This window comes from Enterococcus sp. AZ179, assembly GCF_050498885.1.
Lineage (GTDB): Bacteria > Bacillota > Bacilli > Lactobacillales > Enterococcaceae > Enterococcus_D > Enterococcus_D entomosocium.
The window spans coordinates 2,415,803-2,440,926 of sequence record NZ_JBMHEO010000001.1; the positions used below are offsets into that span (position 1 = coordinate 2,415,803).

The following is a 25,124-nucleotide window of genomic DNA, read 5'->3' on the forward strand; positions in this document are numbered from 1 at the left end:
AACATGGGATTATCAGATGATTTTTTATGGGGTGGTGCAACGGCTGCCAATCAAGCAGAAGGCGGCGTATTAGCAGGAGGACGTGGCTTATCAAATGTCGACCTTTTGCCAACTGGTCCTGACCGCGCAAAGGTCGCTGCGGGTGAACTGGAAATGTTGGAATGGCAGGAAGATTCTTTTTATCCAGCCCAAACGGCCATTGATATGTACCACCATTATATGGAAGATATTGCCCTTTTTGCCGAAATGGGTTTTAACGTGTATCGGATGTCACTTTCTTGGTCACGGATTTTTCCAAATGGCAATGACGAAGCGCCCAACGAAGAAGGACTGCTTTTTTATGAGAAAATCTTCAAAGAATTGAGAAAACATCAAATCGAGCCATTGGTCACGATTGCCCACTTCGATGTTCCGCTGCATTTGATCAAGGAATTTGGTGGCTGGAAAAATCGCCGACTCATTGATTTCTATGTGACCTATGCGGAAACCGTCTTCCAGCGCTATCGCGGGTTGGTCAAATATTGGCTGACGATCAATGAAATCAATATTTTGTTGCATCAACCCTTTGTAGGTGGCGGGATCGTCTTTAAAGAAGGGGACAATCGTCAAGAAATCAAATACCAAGCAGCGCATCATCAGTTAGTCGCCAGTGCCTTAGCAACCCAAAAGGCTCATGAAATCGATCCGACCAATCAAGTTGGTTGTATGCTGGCTGGTGGCAGTCATTATCCTTATACTTGCCGACCTGAAGATTACCAAGAAGCAATCAATCGTGATCGCGAAGGCTATTTCTTTATCGATGTGCAAGCCCGAGGCAAATACCCCAATTATGCCTTGAAAAAATTTGAGCGAGAAGGCTTAACGATCAAAATAACACCTGAGGACGAGGCGATTTTAGCGGCTTCTCCTGTTGATTTTGTCAGTTTTTCTTATTACTGTTCTCGAACGGTCAGTGCCCACCCAGAAGACTATGCGCAAGCGACAGGGAATCTCTTTCCATCAATTAAAAATGAACATCTACCATCGACTGAGTGGGGGTGGCAGATTGATCCGTTAGGACTGAGAAATTCATTGAATCAATTGTATGATCGCTATCAAAAACCGTTGTTTATCGTAGAAAATGGGTTAGGGGCGATCGATTCCCCTGATGAAAATGGGTTTGTCGCAGACGATTACCGGATCGACTATTTAAAAAAACATATTCAAGCCTTCAAAGATGCAGTGACGATCGATGGCGTGGAACTACTTGGTTATACTACTTGGGGTTGTATTGATCTTGTAGCAGCCAGCACCGGTCAAATGAGTAAACGCTACGGCTTTATCTACGTGGATCGAGACGATCAAGGCAACGGCACCTTGAAACGAACCAAGAAAAAATCCTTTGAGTGGTATAAAAAAGTGATCGCTTCAAATGGGGAAGTTTTATAATATACAAAAAGAATGACACGAGAAAATGTGTCATTCTTTTTGTATTGTGTCATCTAACATCAGGACAGGGAAGCAGGAACTCTTTTTTTACACGAGCCAATGGTGGACGCTTTGCAACGGCTTGCTATTTTTTCCCTGCAAAATGCGCAAAACGGACAAATTGATTTTGGGCTTCTTCTTGTAAAAATTCTTTTGGTGTCAGCTGAAATTCTTGTTTAAAGCAGCGTAAAAAATGGGTATAGGAGTTGAAGCCGCAAGCTTCGAACGTGGCGGTGGCGCTTCTGGTTTTACGTAAAATTTCTTTGCTCTTTAAGAGTCGTTTCTTTACCACATAGGCATGAAAGGCGACGCCAGTTTCTTTTTTGAAGGTCCTTGAAAGCGAGTATGGGCTCATGAAAAGGGCTTTGGCGACGGTCTCTAAGGAGAGATCAGCGGTCAAATGCTGATTGACATAGGTAATGGCAGCCAAAATGTCTTTATTTTTATAGAGTGAGTCGGATAAAAACAGCGGTTCTTTTTCCTGATAGGCAATCGTATTGATGGAAATCAAAAACGCGATCAAATGATTTTGATAAAGTAAGTCGGTGCCATAATTGCTATCCGTTTTTTTGCGCAAAGGTCGCAATAGCTGGTCTAGTTGGTCGGCATCGATCGATAAAATACGACTGTTGATGCCGCCGTTGCTACGAAAACAGGCAGTGAGATCTGTTTGGGTAGTGGAGAGGGCAGCGAGATAACTAGGATTGATATACAGGTAGGTTCGCTCGAAAAAATCAGAAGTTTGATGGACGATTCGATGCAAGACATTCGGAGGAATCAAGATGATCGTACCAGGTTCTAGAGGGAATTCTCCGCCATCGATAAAGAAGACCGCTGATCCTTTTAAGGTACAGTGAATCTCATAAAAACTATGGTAATGATAAAGGGTATTGTTTTCTTCTACGATGTCTTTGATATGAAAGGCCTCAAAGCGATCGTTGATCATCGTGTCCGCACTTTGCTTCTCCATGATTGGCTCCTTTCGTGCTCGTTTGATTTTATCATACAAGAATAGATAGTAAAGTGTCAATAACTGCTATTTTTGTGTAAATGTAAGCGTGTTACGATCAATCTATCAAAGAGAAATGAGAGGATGAACCCAATGGTGATTTTAGAACAGTTATTTGTGGAAAAACGTGTCGTGGAAGAAAAAATTGATCGCATGATCGAAAATTTAACGACGATCAAGGATGATAATGGTGAATTTCTATTAGACTTTGACGGTTTGATCGTTGATGATAAAAGCTGGGGGATTTGGAACTGGCCGCAAGGGGTGGGACTATATGGCATTTATAAAAACTACCAAATCACCAAAAATCCTAAAGCGCTCCAAGTTGTGGAAGAATGGTTTGAGCAGCGGATGTTAGAAGGCGCGCCGCCTAAAAATGTCAACACGATGGCACCGCTTTTGGCAATGGCGTATCTTTATGAAGACACCAAAGATTCTCGTTATTTGCCTTACCTTGAACAATGGGCGGAATGGGTCATGCATGATATGCCGCGAACCGATGAAAATGGTCTGCAGCATGCGACCTATGGACCAGAAAATCGCAACCAGCTTTGGGACGATACCTTGATGATGACTGCTTTGCCTTTGGCGAAAATTGGCATGTTGCTGAATCGTCCGGCTTATATCGAAGAAGCAAAACAACAATTTATGATCCATATCAAATACTTAGTGGATAAAAAAACTGGGCTTTGGTTCCACGGCTGGACCTTTGAAGAACGCCACAATTATGCACAAGCGCTTTGGGCAAGAGGCAACTGCTGGATCACCATTGCGATTCCTGAGATCATTGACATTCTCGACTTGCAAGAAGGAGATGCGTTACGAGGCTTCTTGATCAATACCCTCTTAGACCAACTAACTGCCTTGCAAGAAATGCAAGATGAAAGTGGTTTGTGGCACACCTTGTTAGATGATCCTAGCTCGTATGTGGAGGCTTCTGCGACGGCTGGTTTTGCCTATGGGATTTTAAAAGCCGTTCATAAGCGTTACATTGACAAAGCTTGGGAAGATGTTGCCTATAAAGCGTTAGCCGGTTTGATCGAACAAGTCGCAGAAGATGGAGAAGTCCAAAATGTTTCCATCGGTACTGGAATGGGAGAAGACTTGGAGTACTACAAAAACATCGCGATTACAGCAATGCCTTACGGGCAATCACTGACAGTTTTAGCATTTACTGAACTATTGGTTTCATTTTGTTAAGCAGAACACCTTACGTAATAAAGAGAGGAGCAGACAAAGATGATCAAAAAAGCGATTCGGATGAAGCTACATCCTGGTTATGAAGCAGAATATGAAAAACGGCATCGCGAACTATGGCCAGAACTAAAAGAGCAGCTCATAGCACACGGGGCGAAAAGCTACCAGATTTTCTTAGATCCAGAAAGCCTTGCGTTGTTTGGCTACCTTGAGATTGAAGATGAAACCCGCTGGCAGCAGTTAGCGGCAACCGAGATCAACCAAAAATGGTGGCATTACATGGCAGAACTTATGGAAACAAATCCGGATGATTCGCCAGTGACACAGGAGTTAAAGGAAGTCTTTACGCTGTAAGCTAGACAAAAATGTTTATTTCTTAAACGAACACGGTCGCATCAATTGTTTGACATCAATTACTGGTTAGTCAAAGAGGTAGTTCGCTCACGAATGTGAGCGGACTACCTCTTTTGTTGAAATAGCAAAACAATCATTTCGGATAGAAGAACCGTTAAGAGAGAAGTGCTTTTTCTTGCTGCTTCAAGAATTTCTTTGGTGTCATACCGGTAATCTTTTTGAACGTTTGAACAAAATATTCGGGGGCATTACTAAAGCCCGTCATCGCTGCCACTTCGTAGACTTTGTAGTTTTTCTTCAGCAATTCTTGTGCTTTTTGGATGCGGTATTCGGCTAATTTTTGATTGAAGCGAATCCCGGTTTCTTTGTAATAGGTTTTTCCTAAGTATTCAGGATTTAAGTACAAAAGATGGGCGGCGATCCATTTCAATGACAATGCTTCATGGTCATAATATTCTTCGATGATTAGGTTGACTTTTTGGGACAACTGCATGTTCTCGCTATCGTCTAAGCTGCCCCGCATCAAATCGATACAGTGAAGCAGCATAAACTGGAGTTCGTGCCAATTATTCAAGAGCATGATCTTTGGGGAATAGTCATCGAAGTAGATGTCTTTTTTGATGCGATGATTTTCAAAAATTGCTGATAACAAATCGTTGACCTGCAGCCGCAATAGTTGGACAGGGTAAAGCTCCATGCGACAGGTAGAAAAAAAGTTTTCCGTAAGAACTTGGGCTAAAGTCAGTTCGCCTTTGTCGATCAATGCCAAAAGTTTTTCACGGTATTCCATGTAGAGACTATTTTCATAGACATTTTCTTGTGAGATTTGGGCTTCTTGGATGACTTCAAAGGTATCAAAATAAAACTCCTTATCCAAGTTCCGCTTGCCTAAATGATAACTGAGTAAAAATTTTTCGGGAGTTTCGACCCAGCAATTGATGGCGATCCCTTTTCCTAGATGCGCAGCCTGTACCTTCGTTTTAAAAAAGAGATTAAAGGTATTTTCCGTACTGAAGTTCAGGATATAGCCAACTTTGTTTTGATGACCGATCACCAACTCGTGATGGTTCTCATAGCTTTCGATCCGCTTAGCGATGGCGTGATAGAATTTCGAATCAAATAAGTACATACAAAATGGAAAAACGAACGATTCAGGCAGCGGTTCTTCTCCGCAGCTATTGATGTATTGTTCAATTTGTTGTTTTAAATAGAGGGTAGATTCCATTTGGCGACGTTCAGAGCGTTCGATCGTCTCAGCCAACGCTTCTGAAAGCTTGCTCGGAAAAACAGGTTCTTCAAGGAAAAATTTGACCCCTAAAGCCATCGCTTCTTTGGCAAAGGAGAAGCTACCAAAGCCTGTCAAAATAATGATTTGAATCGCAGGATTGATGGCTTTTAATTTTTTGATCAAGGCAAGTCCATTGACTTTAGGCATATTGATGTCGGTAATCACGATGTCGATGGTGTTTTGCTGACAAAATGCCAAGGCTTCTTCACTGTCTGTGTAAATTCCTTTGACCACTAATGGGAAATCAAAAGAAGCAACGAGGTTAGCCACACCATTTGCTATCAAGGGTTCATCGTCAACAACGAGGATATTTTTCATGTTTCACTCACTCCTTTTAAGGGGATCACAAAGCGCACCGTTGTCTTTTTGAAGGGAATCGAGGAGACGATGGCTAACGACGCTTGATCACCATAATGCAGTTGCAATCGTTTTTGAATATTGGTCAATCCGATGCCGCCTTCTTTTTCAATCGAGAAGTTGGCTTTAAAACCAGGGCCATTGTCAGAGACACTGACTTGGAGAAAGGTTACTTGTTGTTCAATCGTAAGGACGAGGCGACACGTCTCCTTCATATCATTGACGGCGTATTTAAAGACATTTTCAATCAATGGTTGAATCAGTAACTTAGGAACCTTAAAGGACAGGTCATTCACCAAAATTACTTCGATATACTCGATCCGTTTCCCGAAGCGAACGTTTTGAATATTGATATAGGCATGCACGATATCTAACTCATCTTGCAGCGTCGTGAAGTCAGACTTGGTATCGATTTTTTTACGAAACAAATAGGCAAGGGAGGTGACCATCTCTGAGATCTGCCACTGCTGATTTTCAATGGCGATCCAGTTGATCGAGTCGAACGTATTGTAGAGAAAATGTGGATCTAATTGCGCTTGCAATCCCTTAAATTCGATTTCTTGGGACAAAATACGCATTTCATAATTGTCCTTGATCAAGGCATTTAATTCATCGATCATCGTATTGTAGCTTTCGTAAAGGACCATGATCTCTTCTTGACTATTTTCTGGGACAGCGAGGGTCTTTAAAGAGGCCAGTTTTTTCGTTTTCCGCAGAACGGCCATTTGCGAAGCCAAGTCAGCTAAAGGACGGGTCAGCTGATTGCTTATTTTCCGAATCACAACAATAATCAAACATAAAAAAGGCAAACTCACAGCGATGGAAAGGCCTTGTAGTTTATAAAGATCCGCTAAGACTTGGTTTTCAGGCAGTAAATAAATGAAGGTCATATTCGGCATCGTCTTCCGATCCATTGCATAGTAGTACTGGCGATTATCAAACGTCATGGAGCCGATCGATCGCTGGAAGGTTCCCATTTTCTGCTGCAAGGTATTTTGATCCGCAGCGAGGGTTTGCTCGTCATTTGCGGTACTATAAAATTGGTTCTGATACGCCATGAAAAATTGGTTTTGTTCAGAGACAATAGGAAGACTTTCGATCTCGTTACGAAAGAAGGACGTATTGACTAGAAATATCACCGTACCAATATAGGTTAAAGAAAGATCGGCTGTTGAATAGATTTTTCGCAGGTAGACACCTTGAGAAAGGTCTTTTGCAAAAAACCAACTCCCTTTGGCAGGCTTATCGGGCAAAGTCTCGATCATATCTTTGATGGTTTGGCCATTAAAGATATGGTCGGTCTCGGCTAGAAAGTTGATCATGTTTTCGTTCGTTGGGGTAAAGAGATAGACGTTTTGAATCGTTGATTCATTGCGTACGAGGGCGTTGATTTCTGCACTTAAGGCATTCTTTTGGTCGATCGCCTCTAAGGATTGCAAGGAATCTTGTGCCAAGATCCTTTGTAGGCCATTTTGGATCGGTGCACTATCGATAATGCGAAAAGAGAGGGTTTCGACGGCAGTTAAACGTTTGGCGATATTTGTTGAAATGATCGAGACATCTTTATACGCGGCTTCTTTTAGCTGCGCCATGTAGACTTGTCGCCAAACTAAGGTCAGGAGAACAGCCAATGAGACGATAATTGCCACCGTTGCAAAAAAGACAAAATGTAACTGTCGCTCAAAAGGCTGCTTTTTAAAGTGATTGATCAGCTTCTGGGACTTCATGGACACTGCCTCGCTTTGCTTGCAATTGTTTGGTTTTTTCAATCATCTGACCATGAAAAAATTCAGCGAAAAACAAGAAAATCACCAGTCCAAAGACGAGTAATAAGGAGGTTTTGGCAGTCAATAAGAGAAACAATAAATACCAGGTAAACAACAAGGCAAGGCCTTGCAGTGGGTAGCGAAAGACTAGAAAGATACTGACGTACAAGGTCTGTTTCCAAGCGTGTTGTTCGGCTTTGGCATAGGTCATAAAGCTGATGAATGCAGTGTAAAGGAGGAGAATCGTTAAAAGTAAATAGACAGGGCGCAGCCAAGCCATTTCAGTCGGGAAAAAATGAGTAATCCGTAAGTTAAACAACAACAGGAGTACTGTACTTAATAATCCGATGCCAAAAAGGGAAAAGGTGCGAAAGGCTTGCTTGTAGGCTTGCCAGAAGGCAACAGCTGAATAGTCATGACCAGTTTTACGAAAATCATGTAAACATTTGATCGTGACAGCGGTGGCAGGACCGAAGCCAAAAATCCCCAACCCTAAAAGGGTAAAGAAAAGCCATAAAAGGTTTAATTTAGCAAAATAAGCTGTTACCGTAAAAAGACGAAACAGTCCGGTTTGTATTTTTTTCATTGTTTCCACCTACCTTGTTTTTTGAAAAGTAAGCCTTTTCAACGCTAGTATAGCATAGTATATTGGAAAAAATAGAGCATGTCTGTTTTTTTACATTTTTCATCTGTTTTTCTATTTTTTTCTAGCTATTGCCCGTGAAGGCTTAACCTTAAGCAAAAACGACAGTCTAGTTTTTCACATATTTGCTCTTGTTTTTTCATTTTTATTAACGAGGATTTCCATTACAATCACCTTGTAAGCGCAAACAAAAAGGAGTGTAGAAGAATGAAGAAAACTTTTTTAAAAGCAGCGAGCTTGTTGTTTCTTGGGGCGACCTTAGCAGCTTGTGGCAACAACGGCAATAGTAGCGGAAGCTCAGAAGCTGATGCAGATGGGAAAACGACGATTTCCTTTACCTGGTGGGGCTCAGAAGTCAGACACGAGAAGTATATCGAATCGATCAAAGAATTTGAGAAACAAAATCCTGACATCAAAGTTGAATATGAATATGGTTCTTGGGATGACCATTGGAAAAAACTAGCAACAAAAGCGGCTTCTGGAGAATTACCTGATGTGATCCAGATGGATGTGCAGTACATTGCGCAATATGGAACGAAAAATCAATTAGCAGATATGTCGGAATTTATCGGCAATGAGATTCAAACCGATGATATCAAAGAATCAATTTTAGCAACTGGCGAGTTAGATGGAAAAGTTTTTGGCATACCAACTTCTGTCAATACTATGGCGATGCTCTACAATCCATCATTGGTAGAACAAGGGGGCACTGGGATCGACTTTAGCAATTATACCTTCGATGACCTTGTAGAAAGTACGGCAGCGATCGCTGAAGCAACCGGTGATTATGGTTGGAATGATAACAATGACAACAGTACGATTTTGCAATACTTTTTACGTACTAAAGGCGAAGATCTATACCAATACGATGCAGACGGCAAACCAGAGATCGGTTTTACCAAAGAAAACTGGATTGAATTTATGGGGGCTATCGCGGACCTTACGGAAGCCAAAGCAATGCCAACCGCAGAAGTGACTAGTAATGCCAACAGTATGGATCAATATCCGTTTTCTCAAGGAAAAGCAGCTTATATGATGACTTGGTCCAATCAATACTTGACCTATAAGGCCTCCGCCGCAGAAGATGTCGAAATCAACTTGGCTCGTCCATTCGACTCAGAAAACGGGGCGATGGCGTATCGACCAGGGTTCTTTTATTCGATCGCGAATGCTTCTGAATCAAAAGAAGCAGCTGCGAAGTTTGTTGACTTTTTAGTGAATAGTGAAGAAGCCAATAAGATCATCGGTACTGAGCGGGGGATTCCTTCCAATGATGCCATCAAAGAATTGCTTTATGCCGACATGACACCAGAAGAACAAGAGTCCTCTGATTTCTTAGATGATATTGCAGACATCGTCGGTGATCCATCCCCAATCCCACCAATTGGGTTTGCTGAAATCAACACGTACTTTAAAGAGCTGTACGCAGAGATCACTTATGGCACGATGACACCAGAAGAAACTTATGATGCCTTTACGCAACGCTGCGAAGAAATTTTTGCAGAAAACTATCAATAAGCATAGATGCGGCGCCTTTACTGACTTTTTCAGTAAAGGCGTTTTTTTAGGAGAAGCACTGGAGGAAAAAAATATAGGTCCTCTAGTTTTTCACATTTCTGTGCTTTTTTTTCTATTCATTCTTAAGAAGCACTTCGTTAAAATCAACTTGTAAGCGTAATCAACTATAGGAGGTAGGAAGTGAAAATTATGGAACTACAATCAAAATCACCCACGGCAAAAGAGCCTGGGAAACTCAAAAGCTGGTTTAATCGATTACCAGAATCAAAACAGAATATGGTTACAGGCTACTTATTTATCTCACCCTTCATCATTGGCTTTTTTGCTTTTATTATCGTCCCGATGGGGATTTCTCTTTTTATGTCTTTTCATGACTATGATTTATTGACAGAGGCGCAATTTGTTGGCTGGAATAACTTTAAGACGATTTTTACGAATGATCCCAAGTTTGTTCAGTCACTGACTGTTACGCTGAAATATGTTGTGTTGGCAGTCCCTTTACGGCTGATCGTCGCATTAGCAGTTGCGATGCTGATCAACCGCCCATCGAAATTAAGCGGCGCTTATCGGGTATTATTTTATATCCCTTCGATTTTAGGTGGGAGCGTGGCGGTCTCGATCATGTGGCGGAATCTTTTTGGCGATTCAGGGTTGATCAATGGCGTGCTAGCGGCGATCGGCTTAGACCCGATCTACTTCTTTAAAAGTCCTGGCTTAGCGTTGATGACCTTGATTTTATTAGCAGCGTGGCAATTTGGCTCGTCGATGTTGATTTTCTTATCCGGTTTGAAAAATATTCCGAAAGATTATTACGAAGCGGCAGAAATTGATGGGGCAGGAAAAATCAGACAGTTTTTCAATATCACGGTTCCAGTCCTGACGCCAATCATCTTTTTCAATCTGATCTATCAAACGATCATGGCCTTTTTGACCTTTACACCTGCGTTTATCATTTCGAATGGGACGGGTTCACCCCGTAACGGCACGTTAGTCTATTCCTTGTACATGTATCAACGAGCCTTTACCGATTTCAAAATGGGCTATGCTTCAGCCTTAGCGTGGATTTTACTGGTCATCGTTGGGTTGATTACGATTCTGTTGTTCGCAACATCGAAATTTTGGGTGTTTAAAGAAAACGAGGAGGTTTGATTGATGCGTGAACAAAAACAAAATTATTTCTTTGATGCCGTGATCTTAGTTGCTGCATTACTGATGCTTTATCCGATTTTCTGGCTGCTGTTTAGTGCCTTTAAACCTAGTAGTGACATTTTTCGAACGGCAACGGAGTTGATCCCCCGAAGCTGGACGTTAGAAAATTTTACCAAGGGGTTTGAAGGGATCGCAGGGATTCCCTTCATTCGCTATATTTTCAACTCGTTGCAAATCGCGTTGATTTCAATGGTAGGGGCGGTCTGTTCTTCGGCTGTCATTTCTTATGGATTTGGTCGAATTCCTTTCAAAGGAAAAGGCTTTTGGTTTGCTTGTATCTTGGTCACGATGATGCTGCCGCAAGAGATCATCATGGTGCCTCAGTATCTTTGGTTCAATCAATTAGGCTGGCTTAACTCGATTCGTCCGGTAACCGTTCCTTCATACTTCGGACAAGCTTTCTTTATTTTCATGATGGTTCAATTTGTCTCTGCGATCCCGACAGATTTAGATGAAGCAGCAAAAATGGACGGCTGTGGACGGGTCGGTATTTTCTTCCGTGTGATTCTACCGTTGATGAAGCCTTCCTTGGCAAACGCTGCGATCTTCTCTTTCTATTGGAAATGGGAAGAACTGATCGGACCGATGCTGTACCTTACACGTCCGCAAAACTACACGGTATCGATTGCCTTAAAGCAGTTCCTAGATGCTAGCAGCACCTCCAATTGGGGAGCGATGTTCGCGATGTCTGTCGTCTCCTTGCTGCCTGTGTTGATCATCTTCTTTATTTTCCAAAAATACATTGTTGAAGGCATCAGCACGACTGGTCTTAAATAAGTATGGAAAAAGATATTCGCTGTTTTGGAATATCTTTTTTCTATTGAATGAATTCGTTGAAGAAAGGACAAACCGATGGAACCATTTCAAGTAATTGATTTTCATGTCGTACCAAGCACGATCGGCGCTCATCAAGCGACCCTTATTTGGGAGAAGCCGCTGCACGCTCAAGCTATTTTTGGTTATCAATTGTTTTTAGACAACGATTTGATCCAAACCAGACCAACAAACAAGACGCATTGGACGTTGACAAACTTATCTGCCGATCAAACGTATCAAGTAACGATCATCTGCCTCGATCTTCAGGGATGTCTGCTTACAAATACCGCAGTCACGACGACCTTTCGTACAAAGAAAAAAAGTGTTGTGTTAGATGTTACGCAAGCACCATACCATGCTGATAGCGAAGGCAAAGAAGATAGTACCGCCATTCTCCAGCAAGCGATCAACGATTGTCCTAGCAACGGCACAGTCTGGATCCCAACAGGGGCGGTGATCCTTTCCGGTGCGTTGGAGCTAAAAAGCAATATGATTTTTCAGGTAGATGGCACATTGCAAGCAAGCCTCGACATAGAAACGTATCGGGTTGCCCCTCACGATTATTTAGGAAGCGTGAATCAAGAGGGGTTGCCATTAAGCCGTTATGAAGGCTGGGAATTGTTTTGTTTTCGTTCATTGATCAACATTGGGTATATCGATCGGGGCGATCGAGGGCGTATCGTTTGTGAAAATGTCCGTCTTTGTGGCAAAGGAACGATCATTGGTGGCGGGAATCCATTAGGACTAGCGATGCGAAACCCTTATGCAGACCGTGAACAGTATCCAGAATATGTTTCTGATGGAAAACCTGGAAGACGAGTAAGGGGACGTTTGATCTGTATGATGCAGGCCAAAAACATCCATTTGACAGAGCTGACGTTGAGTGATCCACCATGCTGGACTGTTCATATGATTTACTGTGACACCGTTGTGACCCATGGGGTGACTATTCAGTCCAAAGGCATCGACAATGGCGATGGTTGGGACCCAGATTCTTCGCAAAATTTGCTGATTTTTGACACCGTTTTTGATACGGGCGATGATTGTATCGCAATCAAATCTGGCAAAAATCCAGAAGGAAATCAGATCAATAGACCAGCGAAAAATATTCGGCTGTTTGATTTGGCTATTCGAGGGGGACATGGCATCGCGATTGGTAGTGAGCAATCTGGTGGTGTTGAAAATATCGCTTTTCGAGATTGTCAACTGACCAATACGCTTTATGGACTAGAATTGAAAGCGCAGAATGATCGTGGTGGCTATATTCGTCAAGTGACGATCACCGATTGCCTGTTGGATCGTTTCATGGCTCATCCTGTTGCTTACAATGCCGATGGTCAGGCAGCACAACAGTTACCGATCATTTCGGATATTTTGGTCAAGAATACCCGTATCGTAGGGCAGAACCCTTTGGTCGAGCTAAAAGGGTTTGTCGATGAACAAACACAGCAGGTTTCACCGATCCAACGCGTTACTTTTGAGTCAGTTGCCTTTGAATCAGCTAAAGGGCAAAAGAAAATGATTTTTGAACAGTGTCAGGAGGTCAGCTTTAAAGAGGCAGCGATCATTGATCGAGCGGCCATAAGTGACGCAATAAGTTGCCAAGAAACAGTCGAACTATCCATGGTGGGGCAAAAGAAACGCACGTAGAACAAGCTTTTGGAAATGATCTGCGTTGGTTTTCCCAATGAGAAACAGTTAGTTAAGCACCTTATTTCCTTCCTTGACAGGTTGCGCCTTTTTGCTTTTGTAGACAAAAAGGCGCATTTTTCTAACAAGAAAGGACGTTACAAAAAAAGACGATCCTCAGAAATCAAAAAGGACTTTCTTTTGCCACTAAGGGGACTATAGTAAAGAATGTAGGAAAAAAGGACGCCAGAAAGCACATGGGAAAAGACAACGAGATGTGCCAAGAGGAACGCTTTACTTGATGGACAGCGCCAGTAAGAAGCACTTAGTTCTATCCAAATAAATGATAGATGAAAAAAGGTTGGCGATGCGCAAATTTTTAAAAGTCATGGATATCGATAAACCTATTTGTAGCGTAAAACAAAAGCGTAGGAGGTAAGCAAGAATGGAAGACATCACGCAATTATTGCAACGAGAAATTGACCAAGCATCAACTGTGCAGGGAACAGTGATTACACCACCCGGCGCCTATCAAATCGGCGGGTTGTTTTTAAAAAGCAATGTGCACTTGATTGTCTCAGAGGATACGATTCTGTATGGTAGTCAAGAACTGGCCGATTATCCCGAAGTAGATAATCGGGTCGCAGGGATCAATATGAAGTGGCCTGCAGCGATGATCAATGTTTTTCACGCAGAAAATGTCATGATCTCGGGAAAAGGGAAACTTGATGGTCGTGGAGAAACATGGTGGCAAACGTTTTGGGGAACAGATGAAGCCAGCGGGATGATGGCGGATTATGCAAAGAAAGGCTTACGCTGGGCAGCAGATTATGATTGCAAGCGTCCACGAAATATCCTTGTTTATGAAAGTCAGCAAGTAACCATCAAAGATATTTCGTCGGTACAGTCGGGTTTTTGGAATACACAAATCACGTATTCTCACCACATATTGATCGACGGCATCACGATAGACAATGGAAAAGGGCCTAGTACTGATGGCATCGATATTGATTCCTGTGAAGAAGTCACCATTCAAAATGCCTACATTTCCTGCAACGATGACAATATCTCGATCAAGGCGGGACGTGGGGCAGAAGCCTTAGCCCAGCAAAGAAGCTGTCGGAAAATCACGATCAAAGACTGTCAGTTAGGGTACGGTTCAGGAATTGCCATTGGCAGTGAAACTTCAGGTGGGATCGAAGAGATCAAAATCCAAAAAGTCGTCTTTGAGCAAACTGGCGCAGGGTTTCGGATCAAATCCGCTAACAATCGAGGTGGATTTATACGCAAGGTCACTGCTTCGGATTTAACGATGAAGGATGTTGGCTTTCCTTTTCTCTTACAAACAAATTGGTACCCAGATTATAGTTATCCAGAACTGCCAGCTGATTATGCGGAAGAGATTCCCGACTATTGGCACAAATTGATGGCACAACCTGCTATTCCAGTAGGTCCAGCAAAGGTCTGCGACATTAATATTGAAAACGTGCAAGCTACCAAAATAGGACAACAAAGCGTGCGTGCTTTCTTCATCGAGGCCAGCCCAGCAGAACCGATCCGCAATCTAACAATGAAAAATCTTTCCATCCATGCCGACGAGTTCGGCAAGATTGCAGGGGTCGAAAACTTAAAGATGGTGGAAACGATCGTCACTGCGTTAGCGCCAACCTTGGATCAAAATGATGTGTATGAGCGGTAGTACTCTTTCTGTCGGATATGAATGAGTGGTGATCCGCTTAGTACTACAAAACTGATGAATTATCAAAAAAGACCAATGAGTTGGTCTTTTTTTCATGATAAGATGTTTCCAAATCTCTCACGAATAAGAACATCAGTACTTAGGCTACTTTTTCTACAACGAGAATTTAAGAATGATAGGAATCAGAAAAACTGCGATAATTAAATTAATTGAGCGAACTAAGAACACGAAGAACTATTTATTCTTTTTTCCTATAATTTACGATACCTGCAAATGTAGAGCAAAACTCCCTACCCAGCCATATATCAACGATTAACAAAAAATGTCAATTGCTGGAAATCCTGCTTTTCGTTATGCTTTTGGTATTGAAAGCGGTTTATTTAATCGAGCTCAACAACAAAATCTAAGGAGGAAAAGTAGTGAAAAAATTAAGTACGATTCTTGGTTTGGGGTTACTATCAGTCGCCTTTTTGTCGGCATGTGGGAAGGAGGAAGCAGGTTCCACAACAGATTATGATACGATTTCGATTTTATCGCCGTACATTGAAACTGAACCACCTGCAAGTGACAACGAGATTTTGAAACAATTAGAAGCTTACACTGGCAAAAACATTGATATTACCTGGGCACCCAATACATCCTATGAGGATAAAATGAATATTACGTTAGCTTCAGATGATATTCCAGAAGTGATGGTCATTCAAGGAAAATCAGGAGGATTTATCAAGTCAGCAGAAAATGGGGCTTTTTGGGATTTGACCGACTATTTAGCTGATTATCCTAATCTCTCTCAGTCTAACGAGGATGTTTTGCGTAATTCTTCTGTGAATGGCAAAGTGTACGGAATTTATCGGAAACGTGATGCGATGCGGACGGCGGTGATCATCCGAAAAGATTGGTTAGAAAACTTAAACTTAGAGGTACCAGAAACGATCGATGATCTTTATGAGATTGCCAAAGCATTTACTGAGAACGATCCCGATGGGAATGGTGAAAATGATACGTTTGGTTTGATTATTCCCCAATGGCCTGGCTCGATCAATTCAAATAGTCCTTACGATGTGTTAGCTACTTGGTTTGGGGCAGGAAATGCTTGGAAAGAAATAGACGGCACTTTAGAGCCATCCTTTATGCAACCAGAATACCTAGAATCAATGCAATTTGTTAAAGATATGGTGGAACAAGGCTATGTCAATCGTGATTTTGCAACCATGGCAGCAGATAAATGGGATGAGCCGTTTATCAATGGACGTGGTGGGATCATTATTGATACGTATTCACGAGCAGCACAAATCAGTAATAAATTATTGCAAGCTGGAGAAGAAGACCTCGTCGTCTTTACAGGGAATTTAAAAGATAATAGCGGTACGATGAATGCGTTACCGACAGATGGCTATTCTGGTTTCTTGGCGATTCCTAAGTCGAGTGTCCAGACAGAGGAACATCTAAAAGAGGTGTTGACGTTCCTTGATAAATTAAATGATAAAGAAGCACAGGTATTGCTGAACAACGGAATCGAAGGAATCAATTTTGAAGTAGTGGATGGAATGTCCGTCGCACTAGAAGGATCAGAAGCTGAAGCGTTAGCCAATGCGGTCAAAGGGTACTCACAAATTGGGATGAATGTAACGGAAGATACCCTGTACTATATTGCTAAGCCTGATACAGAAGCGGCTACTGAAAGCTATGAAAAACGATTGTCATTGATGGAAGCTGATTTAGAGCACGCTGTCTTTAACCCAGCAGCCTCCTATAATACAGATACGTATGTAACAAAAGGGGCACAGCTTGATCAGATCATTAGTGATGCGCGGGTTCAATTTATCGCAGGACAAATCGATGAAGCGGGTTGGGAAGCTGCGATCGAACTTTGGAAGAATCAAGGAGGCACGCAGCTGATGGAAGAAACGAATGCCCTTCATCAAGCACAATAACGACAGTCGAAGAAGGTTGAGTGGATCTTGCTCTCAACCTTTTTCTTTTTCAATAATTTTTTTCAGCTAATAAAATGGAGTAATAGTCAAGTGAGACGAGACAGGTAGTGAGAAATCAGAAAAGAAAAAATGGAAACAAGCAAATGAAAACCCTAATCTAACGCTTGATATCAAAGAATTCAAAAAAAGTCAATTGTTAGAAATGTAGGTCAAGTTTACTATGAAAAGAGAAAAGCAGCTCATATACGCATAAAAGGAGAAGAAATGTTAGCGAAATTGATCTATGAAAATCCGCTGAATCAAGCAGCAGATATTCAACACTTTATTGCTGAAGGAGAGCCCAAGATTACTTTCCAAGACGGGATGATTCTGGCGAATACGTATTCTGAAGAATCAAACAAACAACCACATTTTGTTTTATGGCTGCCTCAACAATTTCCAGCGGACCTACGAATCACCTGGCAGTTTCAACCACTGGCTGAACCAGGCTTATGTATGCTCTTTTTTGCAGCAGCCAATCGCAAGGGTGGCTCGATCTTCGATTCTGGAGTACCCAAACGAACCGGGGCATATCCCGAGTATCATTCTGGAGGGATCGATGCTTACCACCTTTCTTATTTTCGAAGAAAGTATGAGGAGGAACGGGCGTTTGAAACGTGTAATTTGCGCAAAAGCCATGGGTTTCATCTGGTCGCCCAAGGCGCAGATCCACTTCCGAGTGTAGCAGATGCCCGAGGGTTTTATCACCTAAGAATCGATAAGGTAGGTGCAACGATCTCCTTTTGGATCAACGACTTATTGGTGTTAAGGTACCTTGATGAGGAACAGTTTGGTCCCATATTAACCAAAGGAGCGATCGGATTTCGGCAAATGGCGCCAATGAAGGCCCGCTATAAAGACTTAAAGGTATATTCCTTAGAGGAGGAACGGTGATGAATTGGCAGAAAGTATATCAAGCAGCAGATTTTGTCTTTTATTGTTTGCTGATAAATGTAACCGTTATTATAGGTGCGCTAGTAGGTGGGATCATCTTTGGACTGGCGCCTAGCATACAAGCAGGATTCCACGTAGCAAAGAAAACCCTTAAACAGGAATCGCCGCCTTTTTTTCAAACGTTCTTTCGGTATTACCGCAGGAACTTTTGGCGATCGAATCGCTTGGGCTTACCGATCATTCTCTTTTATTTGTGCCCCATGGTAGTGATCCAGCAAGGATTTTTAGCGGCATTGACTCAAACAGGCTTGATCCTATTGATCGTTAGCCAATGCGTCGCGATCGCTGTGATTAATACATTGCTTAGCATGTACGAATATTATGTGCTCCCAACGAAGAAGTACCTAGGCGCTTCACTACGCTTTCTTTTCTTTCAACCTATTGGCACCTTTTTAGGCGTCCTTTGGTTTGGGATTTGTAGTACGATCAGCTTTTTTCTCCCCGGTCTCCTGCCATTTTTAAGTATTGGGATGTGGATCATTGGCACAATGGGGATTTACTTGAAATTATTTGATGAAAATGAACAAAAGCTAAAGCAACAAAACGATGCAGTTCAACCTGCAGAGAGGGAAGAGGAGGAAATCGAGCATGGCATTGAAATGGCTCAAAAATAAACCTAAGGGAAAACGTGGGCTGAGTTTTGGGTATCCATGGGAAAAAGGAGCTTTACAACCTGAGGTTCTAAGTGAGGAACTGTTTTTGCTGGGGGAGGAGCCGCTGCAAACGAAAGTACTGGCTTACTGGCCAGATGGCAGTGTGAAATGGACAGGACACAGTGGTCTGGTGGCAGAAACGACGCAGTTACTTTTTCAAAGAAAACAGCGTGTCCAGAAGAAACAGGCGATTGCTAGGGAAGCATACAACGGTATTTATTTTGACAACGGTACGATCAAAGGCTTCTTCCCGAAACATGGGGAAGGGAAAAATGTATTGGACTGGGTAGCGGTCAATGGGCAGAAAAAATTGCAAGATCTTCACGCAATCCTGCAATACCAAAACAAAAAGGTGCAGTCCAAAGTAACGGACTTGATGTTGGAAGAAAATGGTTCAGAAAAAGCCGTTATCAAAGTATCGGGCGTCATTGAGATCAATCAAGAAGTGGTGCAAGAGTTTATTTTACGGTTCCGTATCTTTCGCGAAATCAGCAAATTGGAAATCATTCATACGGTCATTATCATCAAACCACTTGCTTATGAAGGCATGGGGGTAGCATTTGATTATGCGTTGACAGGTGAAAATTGGAATCGACAAGTCAAATTTATTGCAGATGCTGTGTATCATGAAGCGGCGCAATTGTTACTTTCACGGCGACACTATCAACAAAACATTCCCTATCAAGAACAAGCCAGTGGACAGCTCGTTTCATTGACCCCAGCGGACGAGCCGATGCTGTCTCATGCGGTGGAAAATGCTATTTGGGACAATTTTCGGGTCAATCAAATCAATCATCGGTCATTTGAATTAGAAAAACAGACAGAACCTGGGTACTGTTGGTTGCCCATTGGGGATGGTGAGCGTTATTCAGGTACCTTTTACGCTGGGGGAGAAACCGGCGGCGTTGCTTGCAGTATGGAGAAATTTTGGGAAAAAGCACCATCTGCGATCGAGGTGGCAGGCATCACCCAAAAAGCAACCCGAATCACGATGTGGCAGTGGTCACCGAATGCCAAGCCAATGGATTTTCAGCACTATTCCAAACGGGATCATGTGCTTAGCGGATACGAAGGAATGGAAGAGATTCGTTCGACGGCAGTTGGCGTAGCAAATACGACGCGTTGTTGGTTGGATCTTTATGAGGAAGCCCCGTCAGAAGAAGTGTTGCTGGACTTAGCTCAAGAAAACCAAGAACCTGCCCAGATCGTTTCATTGCCAGAGCGTTATCAAGAGACGAGGGTTTTTGGCAAGATCAGTTTACCAGACGAATCAACGAAAACGAAACAGTTGCTGGAGCAACAATTGGCTGAGATGCGTCAATTCTATTTAGCAGAAGTCCAACAAAGAAGTTGGTATGGCTATTGGAACTATGGTGATGTCATGCATACCTATGATCAGTTTCGACACCAATGGCGCTACGATCTTGGTGGGTACGCTTGGCAAAACACTGAATTGGTCCCTAACATGTGGCTTTGGCTAGATTTCTTACGGACTGGTGATCCAAGCGTCTACTATCTGGCTGAAAGCATGACGAGACATACTTCAGAAGTCGATCAGTATCATGCTGGGGAATACAAAGGATTAGGGTCACGGCATAATGTCGTTCATTGGGGTTGCCAAGCCAAAGAAGTTCGAATTTCAATGGCGGGTCTCCATCGCTACTACTACTATTTGACAGCGGATGAACGCATTGGAGAGATTATGGAACAAGTCAAAGACAATGAAACCTATGCTTTTGATGCGTTACCACCGATGCGCGAGTTTTATGAACGAGAAACGAAGCGGATACCGATTCGCATCGGACCAGATTGGGCTGCGCTAGTCTCGAACTGGTTTACCCAGTGGGAACGGACGAATGATCCTGTGTACCTTGAAAGAATTCGCACCGGCATCACCTGCATCAAAGCCATGCCCCAGCGCCTATTGTCTGGTCCCACAGTGTTATTTGATCCACAAGACAAAACCTTATCTTATATGGGAACAGGGAATTTTGGCGGCTATCACATGGTCATCTCCTTTGGGGCGCCGCAAGTTTGGTTAGAACTTGCTCAAGTGCTGGAAGACCCAGAGTGGACAGAGATGTTAGGGGAGTTTGGCTGGTTTTATAGCTTGAGTCCTGAAATAAAAGCAGAAGAGTCAAACGAGGTACTGACGGAACCTCATTTTGCCTGGCCAATGTTTGCGTCGACGATGATGGCCTTTGCTGGGCGAGTGCGTAACGATCGAGCAATCAGTCAAAGGGCTTGGCAGTTATTGCTTGATAATGACAAATCGGGTGTTCCATTGCCGATCGAAGCGACCATTGAAGCAGCGACAACGTGGAAAAAAATAAAAGAAATGCCGTGGGTATCGACCAATGTGTTGTCACAGTGGGGGCTAAATACGATTTGTTGTTTAGCACTGATTGGAGCGGAATTAGAGGAGGAGAATGAATGGAAACAACAATAAAAAAAGTGCCGAAAACGAAAGAGCAATGGGGGAGTTTTCTCAACCATTTTAAACAAAATAAATGGCTCTATATTTTGACGATTCCCGGGATCATCTATTTTGCAGTATTTCGTTATGCGCCGATGTATGGGTTGATCATTGCTTTCAAAGATTATGTGCCCTTTTTAGGAATCGCAAATAGCCCATGGGTAGGAACACAAAATTTTATGGATTTCTTCAATAATCCTGATTTCTTTCGAATCTTGTGGAACACGTTGATGATTGCCTTTTTAAACATTTTCTTTTCGTTTCCAGCACCAATCTTTTTGGCACTGTTACTGAATGAATTACGCAACAAGCTGTTTCAGCGGACCATTCAAACCTTCGTCTATGTACCGCATTTTCTTTCATGGACGATCGTCGTTAGTCTTTGGCATATTTTATTCAACATCGATCATGGAGCGATCACTCAATTTATCGCTTCGTTGACAGGCGTGGAAATCGATTTTCTCTCAGACCCGCAATGGTTCCGCCCCATGATCGTGATGCAATCGATTTGGAAAGAGATCGGTTGGGGGACCATTATTTATTTAGCTGCCTTATCAGGTGTGGATCAGGAACAATACGAAGCCGCGATCATGGATGGTGCAGGACGTTTTCGTCGTGTGTGGCATATCACTTTGCCTGCGATTCGTTCGACGATCATCATTATGCTGATCATGCGGATCGGGTCGATTTTGTCTACTGGGTTTGATCAGATTTTCTTGATGACCAATCAGTTGAACCGAACAGTAGCAGATGTTTTTGATACGTATGTGTATATGATGGGGATCACCAATGGCGCTTACAGTTACTCAACAGCCGTCGGATTATTTAAATCGATCGTTGGGATCATCCTCGTACTTTGTACCAATAAATTAGCGAAACGCTTTGGCGAAAGCGGCTTATACTAAGGAGGAAAAAGATGGATACTTTACACAATACGAAGGCAGGGAAAATATTTGACATTTTTAATGCACTATTTTTGGCATTGATTGGGTTATTCATGGTGATTCCTTTTATTTATGTGATCGCAGGTTCATTTGCTACGGAGTTAGAATTGACCACACGTTCGTTTTTCTTATGGCCAAATGAGATCAGTCTCGACTCCTATCGCTTTATTTTTTCAACCAACACCTTTATCCGTAGTTTGCTTGTAACGGTCGGCGTTACCATCGTTGGCACGCTGGTGCAGCTTTTCTGTACCTTCACCTTTGCCTATCCTTTATCACGCAAGCACCTAAAAGGACGGAACACCTTGTTGAATCTCGTGATTTTTGCAATGCTCTTTTCAGGTGGGATGATCCCAACGTTTATCGTGGTGAAAAATTTAGGACTGATCAATTCTTATTGGGCATTGATTTTGCCAATCGCGATCAATCCCTTCAACTTAATGATCATCAAAAACTTTTTCCAAGAAATGCCGATCGAGTTGGAAGAATCCGCCAAGATGGACGGCTGTACGGAACTAGGGATCTTATGGAAAATCATTTTGCCTTTATCAAAACCAGTGATCGCGACCTTCACCCTTTTTTACGCCGTTGGTATCTGGAACGACTTCATGAGTGGATTGCTCTATATCAACGATTCAGCAAAATGGCCGATTCAGTTATTGTTAAGACAGATCACGATGGCCTCCAGTGGTGCCAATGCGTTAGCAAGTATGGACCCAAACTATGTGCCGCCTGAACAAGGAATCAAATTTGCAGTCATCATTGTGGCGACTTTACCAATTTTGATCTTCTATCCGTTTTTGCAAAAACATTTTGCCAAAGGAATGCTGATTGGATCCGTCAAAGGATGATACACTTCAATAGTTGTGGATAGGTTGTCATGCGTTTTTTCGCATGACAATTTGTTACATAAAATCTATTACAAGGGTGTTTGGGAATGAAGTACTTTAAAACAGGCGGTTTTCATCGAAAACTGCAGCTAGCCAGTCTATGGATCGTCGTGCCGCTATTAGCCGTTGCAATCTTTTTGCATGCCTATTTGATCGGACCATTACAACGATCGTATCAAGAACTAAACAATCGCCAAGTCGAAGGAATCGTTAGTAACATCAACCAACAGTTCTCGCAGCTGGAAGTGACTTTAAGCGTTTGGGGGCAATCGTTTCAAAGGCGCTACCAAGAAGATTTATTGGAAACGACGAATTATCAGACGTTGATCCAGCTGTCGGAAGAATTGTTTTACTTAACCAATAGCTCCAATTATGTCAATCGAATCGGTATTTATTCGCTCGGAGAGGCGCCCTTTGGGATTGAAAGTGGCGGCACGTATGAATTAACGCTCGAGCAAACCAAAACAGCATTTGAACGCTATCGGATCGATAATGGTAGGCAGTATCAGTGGAAGATCATTGAAGAAGAGGATGAATTGATTTTTGTACAAAACATTGATAGCCAAGGCGAAGATCAGCCTAAAATTTTTTTAGTTGCAACGATCGACGAGCAATCATTGTTAAAGTATTTTTATGATACTCAAATTGAAAATGGACTCGCAGCGATTTCCTTTAATCATGAGAGTTTTCGTTTTATTGGCGATCAGAACTTAGCGAATGTTATCCAACCGCTGAGTGAGGAGCATCAAGGAACCTGGGTCGAATCGATCAATGGCAATGATTATAGCATGATCGCCGTAAACAGTACGCGACTCAACCAAATATGGACGTTTTATACCGTCGTTCCCTTAGCATTGATTACCGAGCCAGTCACTCATTTGGCTAGAGTGCTGATCGTCGTAAGCATTCTTTTTATTGCTTGTGTGGCAGTCATGAGTCTCTTTTTGGCAAAAAAACAATACCAACCTTTTGAAAAAACGATGGATCAGCTCTTTGGTAATACCCAATGGAAAAAAGAAAACGATCTGGAGTTTTTGGTGGACCGTTGGCAACAATTAAGTCGGGAAAAAGGATTGTTGCAAAATCAGGCGGAACGCTTTCAAGATTCGCTGAAGCGACAAGTGATCCAACATTTGATGGAAGGGTATTATGGCTATTTATCGGAGGAAGAATCGCAACAATTACTGCAGCAAAAAAACTGGTGCTTAAGTGACCAAGGGTATCGCCTGTTTTATTTCCAACTCAATGATCTATTAAGCAATCAAGCAAATTCACAAGATGAAACCCACATTTTGTTTGCCTTAGAAAACATTATAGCGGATGTCACAGCCATGTTTTTCCCTGAATCAACCATTGTTTCTTCAAATGAAGGACGGATTTTGGTTTTTGTGGTCAATCAAGAGCAGCTACTGACAGATTACTTCACGATGATCACCAAGCAAATCAATTTGATCGTCTGCCGTTATGTCACCATCGTTAGTTCGCAACAAGAAACAGAGATTCGCAAGTTGCCTGAAGTTGCCCAACGTCTCAAAAAGCAAATCCATCTGCAACGGTTGATTCCCGAAAATCAAGTGCTTCAAGGAGAGAAAATGCGCCCGCTGCCGAAGTATTCTCTTTCGCAAGAAAATTTGATTTTAACAGCGCTGAAAAGTGGCTATCATGAAGAATTGCAACGAAGTGTCCAGCGGTTTTTAGAACAGGTCGTGGCAGAAAACAATCAACAGGCTGCGGTGATCTATGTGGTCAATCGACTGTACGATCAAGTCGATTACCTTTTAAATGAAAATGGGGTCTCACGAACGGATTATGTATCGAAAACGGTTGTGTTAGAGCGAATCGAACGACTTTTGGACATCAATCAGATCCAAGCCTTTTTGTACCATCATTTCTTAAAACCCGTCTCCATCCTCTGGCAAGAAAATGTCGCTAATTCTTATAGTGAAATGATCCAAAAAGTAGCGGAGTACATCCAATCTGATTTTCGCAATGAACAAATTTCGTTAGAATACGTTGCGGATCGTTTCGAAGTAGACCCAATCTTTTTGAGTAAGGAGTTCAAGCGTGCCAAGCAGGTCAACTTTATTGATTATTTAACCAATGTTCGCATCGTAGAAGCAAAACGGCAGTTGCTCGAAACTGATCACCAAATCAATGAAATTGCAGAAAACCTTGGGTATAATCCCAGTTACTTCAATCGTTTATTTAAAAAGTGCACGGGAATGACCCCAGGACAATATCGAAAAGGTCAGAGCTGATCACTGTTGGTTGCTGCGGAAAAG

General features: G+C 42.4%; 19 protein-coding genes. 15 read left to right on the plus strand and 4 right to left on the minus strand.

Going from position 1 to position 25,124, the window contains the following annotated elements:
• Positions 1–3: 3 nt before the first annotated feature.
• Positions 4–1,428, plus strand: a complete 1,425-nt coding sequence (locus tag IGI88_RS11420) for a 6-phospho-beta-glucosidase (RefSeq protein WP_429960541.1) — start codon at positions 4–6, stop codon at positions 1,426–1,428.
• Between the two features lie 124 nt (positions 1,429–1,552).
• On the opposite strand, the gene IGI88_RS11425 is transcribed toward IGI88_RS11420, so the two are convergent.
• Complete coding sequence (locus tag IGI88_RS11425; protein WP_115232697.1) at positions 1,553–2,437, minus strand: AraC family transcriptional regulator; 885 nt, start codon at positions 2,435–2,437, stop codon at positions 1,553–1,555.
• 132 nt (positions 2,438–2,569) lie between these two features.
• On the opposite strand from IGI88_RS11425, the gene IGI88_RS11430 reads away from it, so the two are divergent.
• Positions 2,570–3,676, plus strand: coding sequence for a glycoside hydrolase family 88/105 protein (locus tag IGI88_RS11430; RefSeq protein WP_429960542.1), 1,107 nt, complete (start codon positions 2,570–2,572; stop codon positions 3,674–3,676).
• A gap of 39 nt (positions 3,677–3,715) precedes the next feature.
• Complete coding sequence (gene rhaM / locus IGI88_RS11435; RefSeq protein WP_008380743.1) at positions 3,716–4,027, plus strand: L-rhamnose mutarotase; 312 nt, start codon at positions 3,716–3,718, stop codon at positions 4,025–4,027.
• Positions 4,028–4,181: 154 nt separating this feature from the next.
• Here rhaM and IGI88_RS11440 read toward each other — a convergent pair whose 3' ends face one another.
• The 3 genes from IGI88_RS11440 to IGI88_RS11450 are packed head-to-tail and all read right to left on the minus strand — an operon-like array spanning position 4,182 to position 8,024.
• Positions 4,182–5,633: a response regulator transcription factor gene (locus tag IGI88_RS11440; RefSeq protein ID WP_429969532.1), complete on the minus strand. Its 1,452-nt coding sequence runs from the start codon at positions 5,631–5,633 to the stop codon at positions 4,182–4,184.
• The gene (locus tag IGI88_RS11445) at positions 5,630–7,399 is read right to left on the minus strand and encodes a sensor histidine kinase (protein ID WP_429960543.1); all 1,770 of its coding nucleotides are present in this window, start codon (positions 7,397–7,399) and stop codon (positions 5,630–5,632) included. The genes IGI88_RS11440 and IGI88_RS11445 overlap by 4 nt, the downstream gene beginning before the upstream one ends.
• Positions 7,368–8,024, minus strand: a complete 657-nt coding sequence (locus IGI88_RS11450) for a DUF624 domain-containing protein (RefSeq protein ID WP_010749870.1) — start codon at positions 8,022–8,024, stop codon at positions 7,368–7,370. Before IGI88_RS11450 ends, IGI88_RS11445 begins: the two co-directional genes overlap by 32 nt.
• Positions 8,025–8,288: 264 nt before the next feature.
• On the opposite strand from IGI88_RS11450, the gene IGI88_RS11455 reads away from it, so the two are divergent.
• The 12 genes from IGI88_RS11455 to IGI88_RS11510 all read left to right on the plus strand — a co-directional run bounded on the left by IGI88_RS11455 (position 8,289) and on the right by IGI88_RS11510 (position 25,100).
• Positions 8,289–9,599 (plus strand): ABC transporter substrate-binding protein, encoded by a 1,311-nt coding sequence (locus IGI88_RS11455; RefSeq protein WP_128488426.1) that lies wholly within the window; start codon positions 8,289–8,291, stop codon positions 9,597–9,599.
• Positions 9,600–9,788: 189 nt separating this feature from the next.
• Entirely contained in the window at positions 9,789–10,748 is a 960-nt protein-coding gene (locus tag IGI88_RS11460) for a carbohydrate ABC transporter permease (RefSeq protein ID WP_016608843.1), read from the plus strand.
• Positions 10,749–10,751: 3 nt separating this feature from the next.
• Positions 10,752–11,585, plus strand: coding sequence for a carbohydrate ABC transporter permease (locus IGI88_RS11465; protein ID WP_005234188.1), 834 nt, complete (start codon positions 10,752–10,754; stop codon positions 11,583–11,585).
• 75 nt (positions 11,586–11,660) lie between these two features.
• The gene (locus tag IGI88_RS11470; RefSeq protein WP_016621591.1) at positions 11,661–13,274 is read left to right on the plus strand and encodes a glycosyl hydrolase family 28 protein; all 1,614 of its coding nucleotides are present in this window, start codon (positions 11,661–11,663) and stop codon (positions 13,272–13,274) included.
• Positions 13,275–13,698: 424 nt separating this feature from the next.
• Positions 13,699–14,952: a glycoside hydrolase family 28 protein gene (locus IGI88_RS11475; protein ID WP_429960544.1), complete on the plus strand. Its 1,254-nt coding sequence runs from the start codon at positions 13,699–13,701 to the stop codon at positions 14,950–14,952.
• 419 nt (positions 14,953–15,371) lie between these two features.
• Positions 15,372–16,886, plus strand: coding sequence for an extracellular solute-binding protein (locus tag IGI88_RS11480; RefSeq protein WP_005234195.1), 1,515 nt, complete (start codon positions 15,372–15,374; stop codon positions 16,884–16,886).
• A gap of 264 nt (positions 16,887–17,150) precedes the next feature.
• Positions 17,151–17,819, plus strand: a complete 669-nt coding sequence (locus IGI88_RS11485; RefSeq protein ID WP_008380760.1) for a DUF1961 family protein — start codon at positions 17,151–17,153, stop codon at positions 17,817–17,819.
• Entirely contained in the window at positions 17,819–18,493 is a 675-nt protein-coding gene (locus IGI88_RS11490; protein WP_008380762.1) for a YesL family protein, read from the plus strand. The genes IGI88_RS11485 and IGI88_RS11490 overlap by 1 nt, the downstream gene beginning before the upstream one ends.
• Positions 18,468–20,981 carry a hypothetical protein gene (locus IGI88_RS11495; protein ID WP_005234198.1) on the plus strand — a complete coding sequence of 838 codons (2,514 nt, stop codon included), beginning with the start codon at positions 18,468–18,470 and terminating at the stop codon, positions 20,979–20,981. Before IGI88_RS11490 ends, IGI88_RS11495 begins: the two co-directional genes overlap by 26 nt.
• A complete protein-coding gene (locus tag IGI88_RS11500) occupies positions 20,966–21,913 on the plus strand; it encodes an ABC transporter permease (protein WP_429960545.1) in 948 nt (315 codons plus the stop codon). Before IGI88_RS11495 ends, IGI88_RS11500 begins: the two co-directional genes overlap by 16 nt.
• Before the next feature lie 11 nt (positions 21,914–21,924).
• The gene (locus IGI88_RS11505; protein ID WP_005234200.1) at positions 21,925–22,803 is read left to right on the plus strand and encodes a carbohydrate ABC transporter permease; all 879 of its coding nucleotides are present in this window, start codon (positions 21,925–21,927) and stop codon (positions 22,801–22,803) included.
• Positions 22,804–22,889: 86 nt separating this feature from the next.
• On the plus strand, positions 22,890–25,100 hold the full coding sequence (locus IGI88_RS11510; RefSeq protein ID WP_008380767.1) for a helix-turn-helix transcriptional regulator: 2,211 nt from the start codon (positions 22,890–22,892) through the stop codon (positions 25,098–25,100).
• The last annotated feature ends 24 nt before the right edge of the window (positions 25,101–25,124 follow it).

Excerpts from the sequence above, each read along its gene's own strand:
- IGI88_RS11455 (WP_128488426.1), top strand. The coding sequence starts at position 8,289 with ATGAAGAAAACTTTTTTAAAAGCAGCGAGCTTGTTGTTTCTTGGGGCG.
- IGI88_RS11470 (WP_016621591.1), top strand. The coding sequence starts at position 11,661 with ATGGAACCATTTCAAGTAATTGATTTTCATGTCGTACCAAGCACGATC.
- IGI88_RS11460 (WP_016608843.1), top strand. The coding sequence starts at position 9,789 with ATGGAACTACAATCAAAATCACCCACGGCAAAAGAGCCTGGGAAACTC.
- IGI88_RS11440 (WP_429969532.1), bottom strand. The coding sequence starts at position 5,633 with ATGAAAAATATCCTCGTTGTTGACGATGAACCCTTGATAGCAAATGGT.
- IGI88_RS11500 (WP_429960545.1), top strand. The coding sequence starts at position 20,966 with ATGGAAACAACAATAAAAAAAGTGCCGAAAACGAAAGAGCAATGGGGG.
- IGI88_RS11490 (WP_008380762.1), top strand. The coding sequence starts at position 17,819 with ATGAATTGGCAGAAAGTATATCAAGCAGCAGATTTTGTCTTTTATTGT.
- IGI88_RS11420 (WP_429960541.1), top strand. The coding sequence starts at position 4 with ATGGGATTATCAGATGATTTTTTATGGGGTGGTGCAACGGCTGCCAAT.
- IGI88_RS11495 (WP_005234198.1), top strand. The coding sequence starts at position 18,468 with ATGGCATTGAAATGGCTCAAAAATAAACCTAAGGGAAAACGTGGGCTG.
- IGI88_RS11425 (WP_115232697.1), bottom strand. The coding sequence starts at position 2,437 with ATGGAGAAGCAAAGTGCGGACACGATGATCAACGATCGCTTTGAGGCC.
- IGI88_RS11485 (WP_008380760.1), top strand. The coding sequence starts at position 17,151 with ATGTTAGCGAAATTGATCTATGAAAATCCGCTGAATCAAGCAGCAGAT.
- IGI88_RS11450 (WP_010749870.1), bottom strand. The coding sequence starts at position 8,024 with ATGAAAAAAATACAAACCGGACTGTTTCGTCTTTTTACGGTAACAGCT.
- IGI88_RS11465 (WP_005234188.1), top strand. The coding sequence starts at position 10,752 with ATGCGTGAACAAAAACAAAATTATTTCTTTGATGCCGTGATCTTAGTT.
- IGI88_RS11510 (WP_008380767.1), top strand. The coding sequence starts at position 22,890 with ATGAAGTACTTTAAAACAGGCGGTTTTCATCGAAAACTGCAGCTAGCC.
- IGI88_RS11445 (WP_429960543.1), bottom strand. The coding sequence starts at position 7,399 with ATGAAGTCCCAGAAGCTGATCAATCACTTTAAAAAGCAGCCTTTTGAG.
- IGI88_RS11505 (WP_005234200.1), top strand. The coding sequence starts at position 21,925 with ATGGATACTTTACACAATACGAAGGCAGGGAAAATATTTGACATTTTT.
- IGI88_RS11430 (WP_429960542.1), top strand. The coding sequence starts at position 2,570 with ATGGTGATTTTAGAACAGTTATTTGTGGAAAAACGTGTCGTGGAAGAA.
- IGI88_RS11475 (WP_429960544.1), top strand. The coding sequence starts at position 13,699 with ATGGAAGACATCACGCAATTATTGCAACGAGAAATTGACCAAGCATCA.
- rhaM (WP_008380743.1), top strand. The coding sequence starts at position 3,716 with ATGATCAAAAAAGCGATTCGGATGAAGCTACATCCTGGTTATGAAGCA.